A 15,444-nucleotide genomic window follows, 5' to 3' on the forward strand; every position below is an offset into this window, starting at 1 on the left:
GGGTGCATGCGCCCGGCCACCGCACGACGACGAACCGCTGCCCTGCTCCTCCCCCTGGCCCTGGTCCTCACCGCCTGCTCCGGCGGCGAGGACGGCGACGGGCCCAGCGAGTCCCCCGGGGCCGCCGAGCCCGCCGACTCCCCCGAGACCACGGTCGACCCGGCCGGCACGGTCGTCGACCTGGACCCCGATGCCGAGGGCATGGTCTTCGACCCGGTCACCGGGCTGCTCGCCGTCGCCGTCCGTGACCCCAACCGGTTGGTGCTCACCGACGCCCAGGGCGTCACCCAGCTGGAGGTCCCGCTGCCCGGGCACGCCCGGCACCTGCAGCTGGCCGCACCCGGCGGCCCGGTGCTGGTCCCCGCGGAGGACTCCAACACCCTGGTCGAGGTGGCCCTGCCCGGCGGCGCGGTGACCGAGACGAGGGTCGGGGACTACCCGCACGACGCCGCCCAGGTCGCCAGCGGCCAGATCCTGGTCGGCGACGAGATGGGCGGCACGCTGTCCGTCGTCGAGGACGGCGAGGTCACCGCCACGCTGGACAGCCAGACCCAGCCCGGCGGCGTGGCCACCGTGGCCGACATCGCCGGGGTCGTCGACGTCGGGGCGTTCACGATCACCACCTACGACGTCCCGGCCGGGGAGCTGCAGACCGTGGCCGACGCCGGCGACGGCCCCACGCACGTGGCCGCCGACGGCCAGGGCCGGTTCCTGGTCGCCGACACCCGCGGGGACGCCGTGCTGGTGTTCGGCTCGGACCCGCTGGAGCTGCAGTCGACGTACGAGCTCCCCGGCAACCCCTACGGCCTGGCGTACGACGGCACCGACCAGGTGCTGTGGGTGACGCTGACCGCCACCAACGAGGTCATCGGGCTGTCCACCGCCGGTGCCGAACTCACCGAGGTGGCCCGGTTCCCGACCGTCCGCCAGCCGAACACCGTCGCGGTCGACCCCTCCTCGGGGCGGGTGTTCGTGGGCAGCCGGGAGACCGGGCAGCTCCAGCTGATCGACGCCCGCGGCTGATCGCCCCGGGGTCAGCGGCGGGCGTCGTCCTCGTCGAGGGGGACGGCGGCCCGCTGCTCGACGGCGTCGGCCTCGTCCACGTCGTCCCGGGCCGGGGTGGCCGGTCCGACCTGGTCGGTGACGGCCTGGTCCTGCTCGATGCGGTCGGCGTCGTCGACGGGGTTGCTCATCGGTCCTCCTGGGTGGTCGGGGAGCACTGTCCTGCCCGTCCACGCGGCCGGTGACACGTGCGACGTCCAAGTGACCGGGCGGCGAACGGCTGGCACCATCGGAGTGGTGTCGATCAACGGTGAGTGGGAGTACGCGCCGCTGCGCATCCCGACCGGCACGTCCCGGTCGGCCGCGGCGCAGATGATGGCCCTGCAGTCCGACGTCGGCGGCTGGGAGCTGTCCGGGCTGCAGGTGTGGGCCGACGGCACACGACGGGTCGTCATGCGCCGCCGGGCCCGGCTCAGCTACCTGCCGCTGCCCGCGGTCTGAGCGGGGTCCCCGCTCAGGGGACCAAGACGACCTTGCCCACCGTGCCGCGGTCGCCGAGCGCACGCAGGGCAGCCGGTGCCTCGTCGAGCGGGAGGGTCTGCCCGACGACCGGGTCGATGGCGCCGTCGGCGAACAGCCGGCACAGCTCCTCGTGGACCATGCCGATCCGGCCCGGGTCCTTGCTGCGGTACAGGCCCCAGTGCAGGCCGACCACGGAGTAGTTCTTCACCAGCACGTGGTTGGCGCGGGCCGAGGGGATCCGCCCGGAGGTGAAGCCGACGACGACCAGGCGGCCCTCGAAGGCGATGCACTTGGTGGAGCCGTCGAACACGTCGCCGCCGACCGGGTCGTAGACGACGTCGGCGCCGTGTCCGCCGGTGATCTCCTTCACCCGGGCGACGAAGTCCTCGGCCAGGTAGTCGATGACGTGGTCGGCGCCGAGCTCGGCACACACCCGGGTCTTCTCCGGCCCACCCGCGGTGGCGATGACCTTGGCGCCGGCGGCCTTGCCGAGCTGGATGGCCGCCGTCCCCACGCCCCCGGCGCCGGCGTGGACCAGCAGCCACTCCCCCGCCTGCAGCCCGGCGCGACGGTGCAGCCCGACGTAGCCGGTCTGGTAGGTCAGGTACAGCGCGGCCGCCTGGACGTCGCTCATCCCGTCGGGGACGGGCCACGCCGCGGCGGCGTCCATCAGGGCGTACTCGGCGAAGGCGCCGGGCCCGCCCGCGGGCGAGCCGAGCACCCGGCGGCCGTCCTCCAGTTCCCCGCACAGCTCCAGGCCGGGCGTGAACGGCAGCGGCGGCTTCTCCTGGTAGGTGCCCTGCGCCATCAGGATGTCCGGGAAGTTGAGCGCCGCAGCGAGGACCCGCACCTTCACCTGGCCCTCGCCGGGCACCGGCTCCGGGACCTCGTCGAGGGTCATGACGTCAGCAGGGTCTCCGAGCGAGTGGACTCGCCATGCACGCATGCCGGCGACAGTGCCAGACCGGCTGGTGACCGGCGTCACGGGGTCGCGGGGTGCGGTCAGAGCGGTCCGCGCAGGTGCGCGGGGATGGCCGCGGACTCACCCGAGGCGGTCTTCGCCGCCGGCACTCCCTTGAACCGGTAGGGGACGGCGCCCACACCGGGCTGCACGACGTAGGCCGCGCCCGGGTCGGCACCGGCCCAGGCGGCCTGCATCGCCGTCGCGACCTCCTCGGCGGTGAGCACCGGGAACTCGGCGTCGGCGAAGTGCTCGCGCCACGGGTCGATGATCGCGGTGTCGGCGAAGCCGGGGCAGATCGCCGAGATGGTGATGCCCTCGGGGTGCAGCACCGGGGCGATGGACCGGACGAACGCCACCGCGCCGCCCTTGGCGATCGAGTAGGCCTGGTCGGTCGGCATCGGGGACAGCCCGGCCAGCGACGCGGTGACGACGATCGAGCCGCCACCGGCCCGGCGCAGCGCCGGGCGGACCGCGTCGGTGCCGAACACCACGCCGTGCAGGTCGACGGCGATGACCCGCAGGTACTCGGCGACGTCGAGGGCGTCGGTGCCGCCCTGGCTGGCGATCCCGGCGTTGAGGAACGCGGCGTCCAGCCGGCCGTGCTCGGCCTCGACGTCGGCGACGACGCGCTGGTTGGCGGCGTGGTCGGTGACGTCCAGGACGGCGAAGGACACCCCCAGCTCGGCGGCGACCGCGCGGTTGCGCTCGCCGTCCAGGTCGGCCAGGACGACGCGGACGTCGGCGTCACGCAGCCGGGTGGCCAGCGCACGCCCGAAGCCTCCGGCGCCTCCGGTGACCAGGGCGACGGAACCGGGGCGGGGGCTCGTGCGGGGCTCGGTCATGCCCGGCATCGAAACACGCCGGTGACCCAGGCCACCCGGAGGGGTGATGAACGCGGCCCGCCCTCCATTCCGGCCCCTCATCGGCCGATGGACCGGGAGTAGACGTGTCGTGCACGACCGAACGGAGACCCCACTCATGCGGCCAGGCCCGCTGCGCAGCCTGACCTTCGTCGTCCTGGTCGCCCTGTCGGCGGTGGTCGGTCGCTGGACGGTCATCGAGGGCACCGAGGTCTACCTGGTGTGGCCGGCGGCCGGGGTCGCCGCGCTGTGGATGCTGCTGGAGCAGGGTCGCCGCGGGAGGTGGGTGGACGCCCTGGCGCTGGGCGCCGTCATCACCGCCGTCGACCTGGCCACGGGCAGCCCACCGCTGGTCGCGGTCAGCCTGGCCGTGCTGAACGTCGGGCAGGCGCTGCTGGTGGCCCGGTTGTACCTGCGCTGGAGCCACTCACCCGCAGGCCCGCTGCTGCTGGACATGCGCGACCTGGCGGTGCTGCTGCTCGTCACCGGGCTGGCCACCACCGCGACCGCGGTCGTGGGCACCGGGATGCTCTTCCTGGAGACCGGGTCCTGGTCGCTGCTGGACGTCGTGGTGTGGCAGGCCCGCAACGGGGCCGCCGTGCTCATCGTCGTGTCCCTGGGTCTGCGCCTGCGGCAGGTGCTGCTGGTGCGCCGGGGCGAGGTCCGGGAGGTCGCCGCGCTGGCCTTCCTGCGGCCCGCCGGGTGGCGGTGGGCCGAGCTGGGGCTGGCCGTCGTCGCCTCGGTGCTGGGCAACGTGGCGGTCTTCGTCTGGATGCCGTCCTACCCGGTCGCCTTCCCGCTCTTCGCGCTCACCGCCTGGGTGGCGCTGCGCTTCGACACCGGCTTCACCACGTTGCGGACGGCCGTCGTCTCGCTGGTCGCGGTCGCCTTCACGCTGCACGACAACGGCCCCTTCGCCGCCGTGGACGACGTCCTGGTGCAGGCCGTCATCGTGCAGGCCTACATCGCCCTCGGCGCCGGCCTGGGGCTCGCCCTGGCGCTGAACCGGGACGTGCGCCTGGTCCTGGAGGACCGGTTGCGGGCCGCGGCCGACTACTCGGCCGAACGGCACCGCCAGGTCGAGGTGCTGGCCCGCGCCACCCGTCGGGTGCTCACCTCCGACGACCCCCGGACCGCGGTCTGCGAGGCGGTCCGGGAGGCCACCGGCGCCGACGGCGTCTACCTCATCGAGCCCGACGCCGACGGCGTCCTGGTCTCCACCGCCGTCGTCGGGGTGGACCTGCCGCCTCTCGCCTTCGACCCCGACCCGGCGTCGTCCATGACGGCCCGCCTGTTCAGCCAGGGCGCCGCCGTGTTCGCCTCCGACGTCGCCGCCGAACCGGGGGCCGACGCCGCGGTGGTCGACCGGCTCGGCATCGCCTCGGCGGCCTGGCAGCCGGCGGTGCTGGCCGACGACCGGGTGGTCGCGCTGATCGGCGTCCTGTGGCGCACCCCGGTCCCGGAGCTGTGCACCACCACGCTGGGGGTGCTCTCCGTGTTGGGCGGGGAGGCGGCCCGGGCGATCGAGCGCGGGAACCTGCTCGAGCAGCTGGCCCGTGCCGCCGACCGTGACCAGCTCACCGGGCTGGCCAACCGGCGGCGCTGGGACGAGCTGTCGCTCGTCGAGGTGTCCCGGGCACAGCGCAGCGGACTGCCGCTCACCCTCCTGCTGCTGGACCTGGACCACTTCAAGGTCTTCAACGACACGTTCGGCCACGCCACCGGGGACGTGCTGCTGCGCGACTTCGGCGCGGCCGCCTCGGACTGCCTGCGCGACGGTGACCTGATCGCCCGCTGGGGCGGCGAAGAGTTCGCCGTCGCGCTGCCCGCCTGCTCCGCGGAGGCGGCCCGTCCGGTGGCCGAGCGCATCCTCGCCGCCGTGCCGCACGGGCAGACGGCCACCGTCGGCATCGCGCAGTGGGTCCCCGGGGAGTCCGCCGCCGAGACCCTGGGCCGCGCCGACGCCGCGCTGTACTGCGGCAAGCGCGGCGGGCGGGCGCGCGCGGTCGTCGCCGATCAGCCGGCGGTCGTGCCCGCCTGACCCCGCCGCACCGCGGCCAGGAACGCCTGGGCCGCGGCGTCGTCGTCGACGACCGCGAAGCGCAGGGTGTTGCCGCCGGTCCACAGCGACAACTCCCGTCGGGTGCCGGTCAGCCGCCGCGCCGTCCGGACGTCGGCGCCGGTGACCTGCGCCAGCGGGACGTCGGCCAGCGTCGGCTGACCGAACAGCCCGGCGTGCGCCAGCCACAGCCGACCGCCGGCCACCCCCAGCGCCTGAGCGCTGCCCGGCACCGGGAGCCGGCCCTGGGTCACCCGCAGCACCGTGATCGGGGCGTGCCCGTCCTGGGTGAGCTGGCCGACCAGGAAGGCGGTGAGCGCGTCGGCCACCTCAGCTGGCGCGCAGGAAACGGTCCAGCACCCGGATTCCGAACTGCAGGCTCTCCACCGGGACGCGCTCGTCGATGCCGTGGAACAGGCTGGCGAAGTCCAGGTCGGCGGGCAGCCGCAGCGGGGAGAACCCGAAGCAGCGCATGCCCAGGGTCTCGAAGCTCTTGGCGTCGGTGCCGCCGCTCATGGTGAACGGCACGGGACGGGCGCCGGCGTCCTCGGCCTTGAGGGCGGCGACCATCTGCTCCACCAGCGGGCCGTCGAACGTCGTCTCCACCGCCTGGTCGTGGTGGATGTAGTCGCGGGTGACGCCCTCGCCGAGGAGCTCGTCGATCTGGGCCTCGAACGCCTCCTCCTGCCCGTAGAGGAAGCGGCCGTCGATGGTGGCGCTGGCGGTGCCGGGGATGACGTTGGCCTTGTAGCCGGCGTCGACCATCGTGGGGTTGACGGTGTTGCGCAGGGCCGCGCCGATCATCCGGCTGATCGAGCCCAGCCGGGACAGCGCCTCCTCGGGCTCGTCGGGGTCGATCTCGATGCCGTAGGCGTCGCTGACCTCCTCGATGAACTGCTTCATCGGCGGGGTGAGCACGGTGGGCAGCCGGGTCGACCCGATCCGGGCGACGGCGGCCGACAGCCGGGTGACGGCGTTGTCGTCGTGCACGAACGAGCCGTGCCCGGGGCGGCCGGCGGCGGTCAGCCGCATCCAGGCCAGGCCCTTCTCCGCCGTCTGGACGAGGTAGAGGCGCAGGTCGTCGCGGACGGTGAGGCTGAACCCGCCGACCTCGCTGATCGCCTCGGAGACGTTCTCGAACAGGTCGGCGTGGTGGTCGACCATGTGGTGGGCGCCGTACTTGCCGCCGGCCTCCTCGTCGGCGACGAAGGCCAGCACGATGTCGCGCGGCGGGGTGACGCCGGTCCGGGCCCAGTCGCGCACCAGCGCGAGGGTCATGCAGTCCATGTCCTTCATGTCGACCGCGCCGCGGCCCCACACGTACCCGTCGCGCTGCTCACCGGCGAAGGGGTCCACGGACCACTCGCTGGCGTCCGCGGGGACGACGTCCAGGTGGCCGTGGACGAGCAGCCCGGGCCGCTCCCGGTCCTGGCCCGGGATGCGGGCGACGAGGGAGGCGCGGCCCTTCTCCGACTCGTGGATGACGGAGTCGATGCCGACCTCGTCGAGCTTGGCGGCCACCCACTCGGCGGCCTGCCGCTCGCCCTTGCTGGTGGTCGTGTCCCCGGTGTTCGTGGTGTCGATCCGAATGAGCTCGCTCAGCAGGTCCGCGACCTCGGCCTGGGCGCGCTCCAGCGGTGCGGGTGTCGTCTCGGCCATGCGCCCGATCGTGCCACCGCGCCGTCCGCTCCCCCACCCGGCGGCATCCGGTCACCGCACAGGGACCCGTTCGGCGCGTGCGGTGACCGGGTCCCTGCCGGGTGACCAGCTGCGCGGCTCGCCGGTGCCGAGGGGGCGTGCGGACGCCGCGAGGGGCTCCCGTATGCTTCTCCACGGCCGCGCCACAGTGCGCAGTCCACCTGTCCGGGTGGCGGAATGGCAGACGCGCTAGCTTGAGGTGCTAGTGCCCTTTATCGGGCGTGGGGGTTCAAGTCCCCCCTCGGACACAAGATCACCTTGTCGTGGGGTTTGAGCATCGGGAAAGACCCTCCGGTGGAGAACCTGTTCGATTCAATGCCCCCACCCCTGCCGTCGACGCTCCCGAAGAGCCCAGGGACGGCGCCCAGGACCACGCCACGCTGCCTCCCATGCGGGGTCTAGCCTTCGAGCCCGTCCCAGGCCCTGGGGCACCCTCACTCCGCCCCCATCGCTGCCAGTGGGCGTGCGGGTCCGGGTGCAGCGGAACTCGGCGCCCGGAAGGTGCAGCCGGTAGAGCGTGGCGCGTCCTTTGCGGCCCTTCTGGGCACGGGTGAGCCAACCGGCTTCCTCGAGGACGTCGAGGGCGTTGTTTACGCTCCGCCTCGACCAGCCGCTTCCCTGTTCGAGCGTCGCCTGGCTGGGCTAGCCCTCACCCCGCTTGTCGGCGTGGGTGGCGAGCGTCATGGCGATGTGCCTGGCTATGGCCGGCAGATCAGAGTCGCGGATGACTCGGTTGTAGGCGAAGGGGTCGTAGGTGCCGAGAGTCGTCATACACAGGGACGGTCCATCCGCTGCTCGAACGTCAGTCAGGAGCGGCAGAAGACCCTGCCGACGGTGCCGCACCTAGTCCCAGTCTCCACGCAGCCACCGGTCGGGTCGTCTAGCGCCACCTCTGTCGCGTTCACTTCTCCGGGTTGGGCGTACGCCCAACCCGGAGAAGTGGTGAAGGGCATCGGCACACGAGGGGTGCCCGAGCTGGGTCGCCAGATCGCATGACAATCGGCACGACGACGCTGAATGACCAGCGGTTACATCGTCGTCGTGGTGGCCGTTGCGCACAGCTACGCCTGGGTTGCTCTAGTCTCCATCAGCCGGTAGCCCGCGCCGCCGGCCCAGGTGCTTGTCGCGGTCGCGCCCGCTGGATCGGCCCCCTCGATGACGGCTCGCAGGCGCGGTCCTGCGATGTTCTCGACGGTCGCTGGTACGGCCTCCACGGCGATCCAGCTCCGCTGCATCTTGTGCGCAACGGCGGCCGTCGTGCCGGACCCCAGGTAGCAGTCCAGGACAAGGTCGCCGGGGTCCGTGGCGACATGGAGGATGCGCTCCATCAGCCGCTCAGGCTTAGGGGTGTCGAACGGCACTGGGTGCTTGATCAGTCGGAGCAGCTCCTTTTTCGACTCGGCGTTGTCCCCGACCTCGTCGGCGAGCCAGAGCGTGAAGGGCGCCAAGTCCCCGAGCTCAGACTCGTAGCGCTTCAGGCGAGGGCGACCGGCGCCGTTGCGCGGCCAGTAGACCCTGCCGGCCTCTACCAGCTGCTGAAACCTGGCCGCCGTGTAAGTCCAGCACCGTCCCGGCGGCGGGTCATGAGCGACGCCTGTTGGGCTGATCACTGTGTAGAACTGGCTAGCGGTGCCGTGACCGGCCTGCGCGCTCATGGGCACTGATCGCCAGGGTCCCTTCGGGTCGCCGTCAGGGTTGACGCATGCCCCCTCGTCCGGCAAGCCGTTGCGGACGGTCTTCCAGACCTTGGGTCCGGCAGGGCTATACACGTGGATGTAGTCGTGGGAGGCGCTGAACGCCTTTCTGTTGTCGCGGGAGGTGCGCCGCTGCCAGACGATCGTGGCCACGAAGGCATCCGCGCCGAATACCTCGTCAAGCACGCAGCGCCCGTGGTGCTGCTCGGAGTCGTCCAGGTGCAGCCAGACGCTGCCCTGGGGGTGCAGCAGCGCTTGTACGTCGAGCAGTCGCTGGCGGAGCGCTTCTAGCCAGGCTGCGCTGTCGAGCGAGTCGGCATAGTGCTCGAAGCGCGAGCCAGTGTTGTAGGGCGGATCGAGGTAGGCGAGCTTCACGGCGCCCCGGCGACTCGGCAGCTCGCCCGAGCCGGTGACCAGCATCGGGAGTGCTACAGCCGCGTCTCCAACAATCATCAGGTTGTCGCCCGCGGCTCCCACGTCCTCGACAGGCACCAGTTCCCAGGTCTCTAGCGGAACCTCCGTCTCCGGCGCGCCCCGGCGCAGCGGAACCACGGGGGTGGCGTTCTTACCCGGCCAAATCAGTTCAGGTCTGCCGGGAGTGGCACGGCGGGAGCCACGCCCGGTTCGTGGGCGATCCTCAACTACGGGCGCCAGCGGGCGGGTTGCGGAAGTTAGGACTGACTCGACTGACACGTCGCCGAACGTAGTGCGGGCGTGCGACAGTTTCGTGTCTCTGTTGACTGACCGGGTCGGGTGTCGCGTGCGCAAGGACGATCATGACAGTTGAGCTATACTTTCAGGGGCCTGGCGGCCTAGAGGACACGCTCCTGTCGCAGTTGATCCTTGCGTCACAAGGCGCCAAGGCAGGCGGCGGCGTCTTCGCCTGGTCCAACGCGCACGGCGCGCACGCGCTGTTGAGCAACCCGACGTTCCTCAAGTTTGCGAAGGCAGCACCATTCTCGCTCACCGTCGGCACTGACACGATCACCGACCCGCGTGCCATCGAGGCCCTGCAGGAGCGGGCGAAGGCCCTGCCCATGCTGACCGTGCACGCTTTCGTGCACTCGGAGGCGCCCCTTTTCCATCCCAAGATGGCGTGGTTTCAGACCGAGGACTGCCTACGCCTGCTGGTCGGCTCGGGCAACTTCACGCGCGGTGGGCTCCAGGCGAACTGGGAGATCTTCACGTCTTCGGTGCTCAGTGGAGCCGTCGCCGCGAAGGTGTTGAAACAGATCACTGACTGGCGGGCCAGCCACGCCGCCTTCCTGTTGCCCCTGGATGACCCGCGCGTAGCCGCGCAGGTCGAGGGCAATGTCGGCAACGAGCGCAGCCTGAGGAAGAAGCAGCCTAAGCCTGCCGCGGACGTGGACCCGGAAGTCACCGGGCCCGCGGCAGGCATGGTCTGTCTGGTCACGGAACTCTCGAAGAACCGCAAGATCAAGGCGACGGGCGAGTCGGCCTTCAGCCAGGCCAGCTTTCCCAAGACGATCTTCGAGGACTTCTTCGGAGTTCACGGTGCCGCCCGGGATGTTCTGCTCTATCACGTGGGCAACACGGGCGCGCTCGACGGTGTGGAGAGCACACTGGGCAGGAGTAAGCCCAACAGCAGCAACTACTACTTCGAGCTCGCTGCCGCCGCTGGCATGGCGCACCCGGGCGACCAGGCTCCGATTGCGGTCTTCTTGAAGTTGGATAGCGGCGCGTTCCTCTATCTATTCCGCCTGCCAGGACAGACCGGCTACGCCGAGTTGAGCGACCTCCTGACAGCGACCTCGTCGCCCACGGGCAACCAACTACGGCGCGTCGTCACTGGTCGGCAGCAGGTCGCCGACTTCTGGCCAGGCTGCCCCATCCTCACAGCGCGAGAGCCAGGCTCCTAGGTCAGGGCCGGCACACCAGCAGCACCTCCGCGTCGTACGTCCTTGCCGCGTTCAGGCGCTCCACGTTCAACTTCGCGTGACCGACGCCGGCGATCTCAACCACGTCGACGCTGCCGAAGTGCGAGGCAAGCCGGGCCCGCAAGTCGTCCAAGAGCACGACCCGGGCGCGCGGCTTGTCCGTCTTCGGGACCGGGGAGTAGGACACAATCAGCGGAATCTGACGGGCGCGCAAAGGTATGCACAGCTCGTCGAACGCCCGGGGCGCCTCGCTCACGATGCAGAACGGTGACTGATGTCTGTCCCGCCTATACAGGCCGCGGCTGGGCTGCTCACGACCTCCCGTGCGGACGGTGCTCAGTCCTGGGTCACCGCCCAGTGCCAGGGTCTCGAGCACATGGTAGAAGCGGCTGTAGTGATCACGGGTGTAGGGCGGATCGGCATACACGACGCCTACGTCGTCGGGTAACGAGGCCAACGTGGAGCGGTAGTCGCCGCATGAGGTCCGGACGGGGTAGGGCGTCGCGCTTCGATCTTGGTAGCGGTGCAGCCAGGTCTCAAAGGCGGGGAAGGTCGACTTCTGACGACTGCGAATCAGCGACGCCACGAGCGCCGGTTTCACGGCACCACTGCTTGACCGCATGCGCATGGGCTGAGCGAAGTGTCCGCCGACGCTGGCGACGAGCTCACTCGTGGTGCTCAACAGCGCAGCAAGCGCCGTATCGCGCTCGACCTCCGGAAGCGCTCGGATGACGCTCGCCAGAGCGTCCAGTTCGGCAGCCTGCTGGTAGGAGAAGTACACGCCGCCGTAGTACCGGACCATGGCCGAGCGGCTCCCGTCGACGACCTCAGCTGAGGCCGCCGAAACAAGGTCAGTAAGGGGTGAGTGCTGGGCTGGGGCGGCGACCGTCCAGGCGCTGGCAGCGATGGACCCGCGTTCGACCAGGTCGCTGACCTGCGCTGCGTCGCGCGACGTATGCACCGCCGCCTCGTACGCGATGAGCCGCTGCAGAGCCGGCCCCAGGTGGGTCGCGAGCTCCCCGCGCGCTCTGTGCACCAGCACCGCGGGCTCATGGCCAGGCAAGGCGACCGGTGCCACCAAGGCGGAGGTCAGCACGCGGCTGTACTCCTGCACGTCGCTGGCGTGCACGGGGCCGAGGCCCGCAAGGTGGCGACTGACGACGCCAGTACCGGCGAACAGGTCGCAGACGACGGGCCGGCCTGGATCGCGGAGGCCGTCTACCTGACTCTGGATCTGATCAAGCAGGCGCCACTTGCTGCCCAGGTATTGGATGGGCCGGAAGTTGTCCGTCGACCGCGGGCGCGACAGGGGAAGCACGTCGGTCGCTGTCATCGCTGCGAGCCTACGGCCAGCGGGGCACCTCAGACTGGCTGACGCGCAGGCTCGGTTACAACCACGTCGCAATGACCCGGGACGCTCCCGGCTTGTCTGGGTTCCCCCGCCTCAAGTGGCGGCTGAGAGAAGTCCAGCTATCGGCCCCGCCGCTGCGACCTTCTAGTGACCCGGAACGGCCTACCCAGGGCAGCGCTACCTCGTCAAGGAACGCCTGGTAGGCCTCGCGAGCACGCTCAGCCAACTGCGGTGGGCTCGGATTTTAGCGGAGCCCCCCGGACCCGCTCGAGTCGTAAGGTTCGGAAGCCGAATCCCGCTGTAACGTGCCCTCATCAGTGCTTGAACCCCCGTCTTGCCATTGCTGTGTTCAAGTCCCCCTCGGACACTTTTCACGGGGAAGCTTCCCCAGCACTACGTGCCTCAGCAGGTCGTGGGCCGAGCTGGCGGCTGAGGGGACGAGCAAGCAGCGCGCCGAGGCCCACGACCTGCTGCGTCGCTACGTCTCGCTCGGGTGCGCGGTCGGCTGCTCCGCCGTCCTGGCGACCCAGCGGCCGACCAGCGACACCGTGGACACCGGCACCCGAGCGCTGCTGGCGCACCGCCTGGCCCTCCGCTGCGGCGACCGCTGGCAGTCCGAGGCCATCCTCGGCCAGGGCAACGACCAGGCAGCGCGCATCCCGCTGTCCTCGCCCGGCTGGGGGCTGCTCGCCAGTGGCCCGGACCTGCGCGGGTCCAGGTCTACGACCTCGACCCCGCCCGCATCGCTCGGATGCGCTGCTCCGCTCTGCGCGTGGACCTGCGGTGGGGACGGTGACCTGCGGCCGCTACGCCCCCGGAGGCCGGAGCCGGGTCACGACAGTGGGCGAGCCCCGGCGGGCCAGCCTGCTCCCCCGCCGACCGATTTCGCGGCCCGTGTCCACGAGAAGCCACCTCTGCCCGACGACCCGGCCGTCCTTCTTCCACACCTCGTGGTCCAGTGGCCGGCTGAGTTGCCTTACGAGCCAGGCGACGGCCGCCTCCGCAGCCTCGTCGTCGGTCAGCGTCGGTCCGCGGACGACCAGCGCCTCCTCGTCCCGCTCGTCGAAGCCGTCCCAGAGGTGAACGTCTCCCCAGTAGCCGCCGAGGACACCGTCCTCACAGGCGACCTGGATGTGGTTGTTGGTGCCGCGCAGGCCGCCGTCAGGGATGCCGGGCACGTCCACCATGAGCAGGCACCCGGCGTAGTCGGTCTCCCAGGTGTCGCCGGGCTCGATGAGGTGCCCCAGCCGCTCGGGAGCGAGGGCGCGCACGCCCTCGAGGAACGGCGTCGTCCTGTCACTGGGAAACCACGTCGTCTGGTCCTGCAGGTCGGCCACGGCAGGCAGTCTCACTCATCCGGGCTGACGAGGCGGTTACCTGTACGGTCACATCGGGAGGTGTCCACCCTGGATATCACGACCACGGGAAACCTTCCCCATGTGGAGGACACAAGTCCCCCCTCGGACACCACACACACCCCGTGGTCCTGCAGGTCAGGTACACGGGGTGTGGTCGTTTCCGGTGGAACTGAGAGCCCGCCGCGCGCCTATCCGCCCGTGCTGAGCCCCCGCCGGAGCTCGCCCAGCGCCTCGGCCAGCCCCACCCGCGGCGCCCAGCCCCAGCGCCGCGCCCGGTCGGTGCGCACGGTGCCCGTCCAGACGGGCTCGTCGGTCCACTCCGGTGCGACGCCGACCGCGTCGGCCACCGTCCCCAGGTAGTCCCGCCAGGTGGCCGGCTCCCCGGCGACGAGGACCGGGGTCGCGGCCCCGGGCACCGGGCCGTCCTCGGCGTCCGCGGCGCTGGCGACGGACCCCACGGCCAGGTCGGCCAGGAAGGCGGCCAGGTCCTCGACGTGCACCCAGGGCCAGCTCTTGGCCGGGTTGGCGCTGCGCTCACCCTCGCGGACAGCGTGCGGGCGCAGCGAGTTCCAGACCGACGTCTCCCCGGCACCCAGGATCGCCGGCGGGCGCACCAGCACGGTGGTCAGCCCGGCGATCCCGGCCAGCGCAGTGTCCGCCTCGTTCTTGGTGTCCGGGTAGTCCCCGCTCCCCTGCGGCAGCAGGCTGCTGTCCTCGACGAGGTCCCCGGCACCGGCAGAGCGGTCGTACACCCCGGCCGTCGAGACGTGCACCAGCCGGGCCACCCCGGCGTCCCGGGCCGCCCGGGCGAGGACGGCGGTGCCCTCCACCCCCACCTGGTGCTGCGCCTCCCGGGAGGAACCCATCGGGTGCACCGTGGTGACCACCGCGTCGGCGCCCTCGGTCAGCCGACCGGCGTCCTCGGGGTCGGTGGCGTCGGCGACGTGCTCGTGGACGCCCTCGGCCACCGGCGCGGTGCCCGGCCGCCGGACGACGGCGCGCACCTGCGCCGACCGTGCGGCCAGTGCCCGGCACACCGCCGCTCCCACGAGTCCGTTGGCACCGGTGACGACGACGACAGGGGTCCGATCGCTCATGGCGACCACCCTGCCAGCCGGACCGTCGGGGCGTCAGGGGCTGGCGACGACGGCGAGCAGCTGCAGCTTCTCGTGGGTCTCGCTGCCGGGTTCCGCCGTGTAGACGAGCAGGGACTGGGCCTGCTGCGGGTCCGACAGGGTCTGGCACTGCAACTCCAGCAGCCCGACCTGTGGGTGGACGAAACGCTTCACCGGCCCCGGTCGGAGGCCCACCTCGTGGGTGGCCCACACCCGGCGGAACTCCTCGCTGCGGGTCAGCAGGTCCTCGGCCAGCGCGGCGGCGCGGGACCGCGGGCCGCGCCGCGCGATCACCTCCCGCAGTCCGGACGCCCACGTGCGGGACAGCAGCGGGTGGTCGTCGGGGTGGTAGAGGTCGCGGGCCGTGGGCTCGGTGAACCAGCGGTAGCCCAGGCTCCTCCCGGGCCCGGTGCGCAGCGAGGCGTCCCCCAGCAGGGCGGTGCCCATCCGGGTCTGCCGCAACGTCTCCCCCAGCTCGGTGACGACCTCGGCGGGGGTGTCGGCGAGCCGGTCCAGGATGCGCAGCACGCCCGGGCCGACGTGCTGGCTGTCCGCGCCCCGCGCCGGCGGGTGGTGGCCGGCCAGCAGGAACAGGTGGTCGCGCTGGTCCAGGGACAGGTGGAGGCCCTGCGCGATCGCTGCGACCATGCCCTCGGAGGGCTGCGGGCCGCGCTGGCGCTCCAGGCGGGCGTAGTAGTCCGCGGACATGAAGGCCAGGGCGGCGACCTCCTCCCGGCGCAGGCCGCTGGTCCGCCGGCGCTGCCCGCGCGGCAGGCCGACGTCCTCGGGCTGCAGGGACTCCCGGCAGGTGCGCAGGAACTCCGCCAGCCCGGTGCGGTCGATGTCCACGCGCTCCCCCTCGTCCTGCCCACGGTCGTCGCGACCTTCGTACCGCCTCCCGACCCGGGCAGGCAGGACCTGTC

Annotated in this window: 14 protein-coding genes and 1 tRNA gene; 5 read left to right on the forward strand and 10 right to left on the reverse strand. The window is 71.8% G+C overall.

The annotated features are described in order from the left end of the window. Positions 1 to 6: 6 nt before the first annotated feature. Entirely contained in the window at positions 7 to 1,023 is a 1,017-nt protein-coding gene (locus tag AC0IVP_RS04825; protein WP_471754952.1) for an NHL repeat-containing protein, read from the forward strand. A gap of 11 nt (positions 1,024 to 1,034) precedes the next feature. Here the strand turns inward: AC0IVP_RS04825 and AC0IVP_RS04830 are convergent, their stop codons facing one another. Beyond that, positions 1,035 to 1,193: a hypothetical protein gene (locus AC0IVP_RS04830; RefSeq protein ID WP_200939095.1), complete on the reverse strand. Its 159-nt coding sequence runs from the start codon at positions 1,191 to 1,193 to the stop codon at positions 1,035 to 1,037. 106 nt (positions 1,194 to 1,299) lie between these two features. On the opposite strand from AC0IVP_RS04830, the gene AC0IVP_RS04835 reads away from it, so the two are divergent. Further along, the gene (locus AC0IVP_RS04835) at positions 1,300 to 1,503 is read left to right on the forward strand and encodes a DUF5703 family protein (protein ID WP_056299109.1); all 204 of its coding nucleotides are present in this window, start codon (positions 1,300 to 1,302) and stop codon (positions 1,501 to 1,503) included. A gap of 13 nt (positions 1,504 to 1,516) precedes the next feature. On the opposite strand, the gene AC0IVP_RS04840 is transcribed toward AC0IVP_RS04835, so the two are convergent. Both AC0IVP_RS04840 and AC0IVP_RS04845 read right to left on the reverse strand, forming a co-directional pair. Then, entirely contained in the window at positions 1,517 to 2,425 is a 909-nt protein-coding gene (locus AC0IVP_RS04840) for an NADPH:quinone oxidoreductase family protein (RefSeq protein ID WP_235564912.1), read from the reverse strand. Between the two features lie 101 nt (positions 2,426 to 2,526). Then, positions 2,527 to 3,330, reverse strand: coding sequence for an SDR family oxidoreductase (locus tag AC0IVP_RS04845; protein ID WP_056299117.1), 804 nt, complete (start codon positions 3,328 to 3,330; stop codon positions 2,527 to 2,529). 136 nt (positions 3,331 to 3,466) lie between these two features. Here AC0IVP_RS04845 and AC0IVP_RS04850 point away from each other — a divergent pair, with 136 nt between their 5' ends. Beyond that, on the forward strand, positions 3,467 to 5,389 hold the full coding sequence (locus AC0IVP_RS04850; RefSeq protein ID WP_471754954.1) for a sensor domain-containing diguanylate cyclase: 1,923 nt from the start codon (positions 3,467 to 3,469) through the stop codon (positions 5,387 to 5,389). Here the strand turns inward: AC0IVP_RS04850 and AC0IVP_RS04855 are convergent. Next, positions 5,365 to 5,736 (reverse strand): hypothetical protein, encoded by a 372-nt coding sequence (locus AC0IVP_RS04855; RefSeq protein ID WP_471754956.1) that lies wholly within the window; start codon positions 5,734 to 5,736, stop codon positions 5,365 to 5,367. The genes AC0IVP_RS04850 and AC0IVP_RS04855 overlap by 25 nt on opposite strands. Before the next feature lies 1 nt (position 5,737). Then, entirely contained in the window at positions 5,738 to 7,066 is a 1,329-nt protein-coding gene (locus AC0IVP_RS04860) for a M20/M25/M40 family metallo-hydrolase (RefSeq protein ID WP_471754958.1), read from the reverse strand. 202 nt (positions 7,067 to 7,268) lie between these two features. On the opposite strand from AC0IVP_RS04860, the gene AC0IVP_RS04865 reads away from it, so the two are divergent. After that, a tRNA-Leu gene (locus AC0IVP_RS04865) sits at positions 7,269 to 7,353 on the forward strand. 813 nt (positions 7,354 to 8,166) lie between these two features. Here AC0IVP_RS04865 and AC0IVP_RS04870 read toward each other — a convergent pair. Next, positions 8,167 to 9,351, reverse strand: coding sequence for a site-specific DNA-methyltransferase (locus AC0IVP_RS04870; RefSeq protein WP_471754960.1), 1,185 nt, complete (start codon positions 9,349 to 9,351; stop codon positions 8,167 to 8,169). 224 nt (positions 9,352 to 9,575) lie between these two features. Between AC0IVP_RS04870 and AC0IVP_RS04875 the strand changes: the two genes are divergently transcribed. Then, positions 9,576 to 10,679 carry a phospholipase D family protein gene (locus tag AC0IVP_RS04875; protein ID WP_471754962.1) on the forward strand — a complete coding sequence of 368 codons (1,104 nt, stop codon included), beginning with the start codon at positions 9,576 to 9,578 and terminating at the stop codon, positions 10,677 to 10,679. 1 nt (position 10,680) lies between these two features. Here AC0IVP_RS04875 and AC0IVP_RS04880 read toward each other — a convergent pair whose 3' ends face one another. The 4 genes from AC0IVP_RS04880 to AC0IVP_RS04895 form a co-directional block, all read right to left on the reverse strand. After that, complete coding sequence (locus tag AC0IVP_RS04880) at positions 10,681 to 12,030, reverse strand: DNA adenine methylase (RefSeq protein ID WP_471754964.1); 1,350 nt, start codon at positions 12,028 to 12,030, stop codon at positions 10,681 to 10,683. 824 nt (positions 12,031 to 12,854) lie between these two features. Further along, complete coding sequence (locus AC0IVP_RS04885) at positions 12,855 to 13,385, reverse strand: hypothetical protein (RefSeq protein ID WP_471754966.1); 531 nt, start codon at positions 13,383 to 13,385, stop codon at positions 12,855 to 12,857. Positions 13,386 to 13,594: 209 nt separating this feature from the next. Further along, the gene (locus tag AC0IVP_RS04890) at positions 13,595 to 14,503 is read right to left on the reverse strand and encodes an NAD-dependent epimerase/dehydratase family protein (protein WP_471754968.1); all 909 of its coding nucleotides are present in this window, start codon (positions 14,501 to 14,503) and stop codon (positions 13,595 to 13,597) included. 33 nt (positions 14,504 to 14,536) lie between these two features. Then, positions 14,537 to 15,370: a helix-turn-helix transcriptional regulator gene (locus AC0IVP_RS04895; RefSeq protein ID WP_056298773.1), complete on the reverse strand. Its 834-nt coding sequence runs from the start codon at positions 15,368 to 15,370 to the stop codon at positions 14,537 to 14,539. Between the last annotated feature and the right edge of the window lie 74 nt (positions 15,371 to 15,444).

The sequence above is a fragment of the Klenkia sp. AC732 genome (assembly GCF_979256525.1).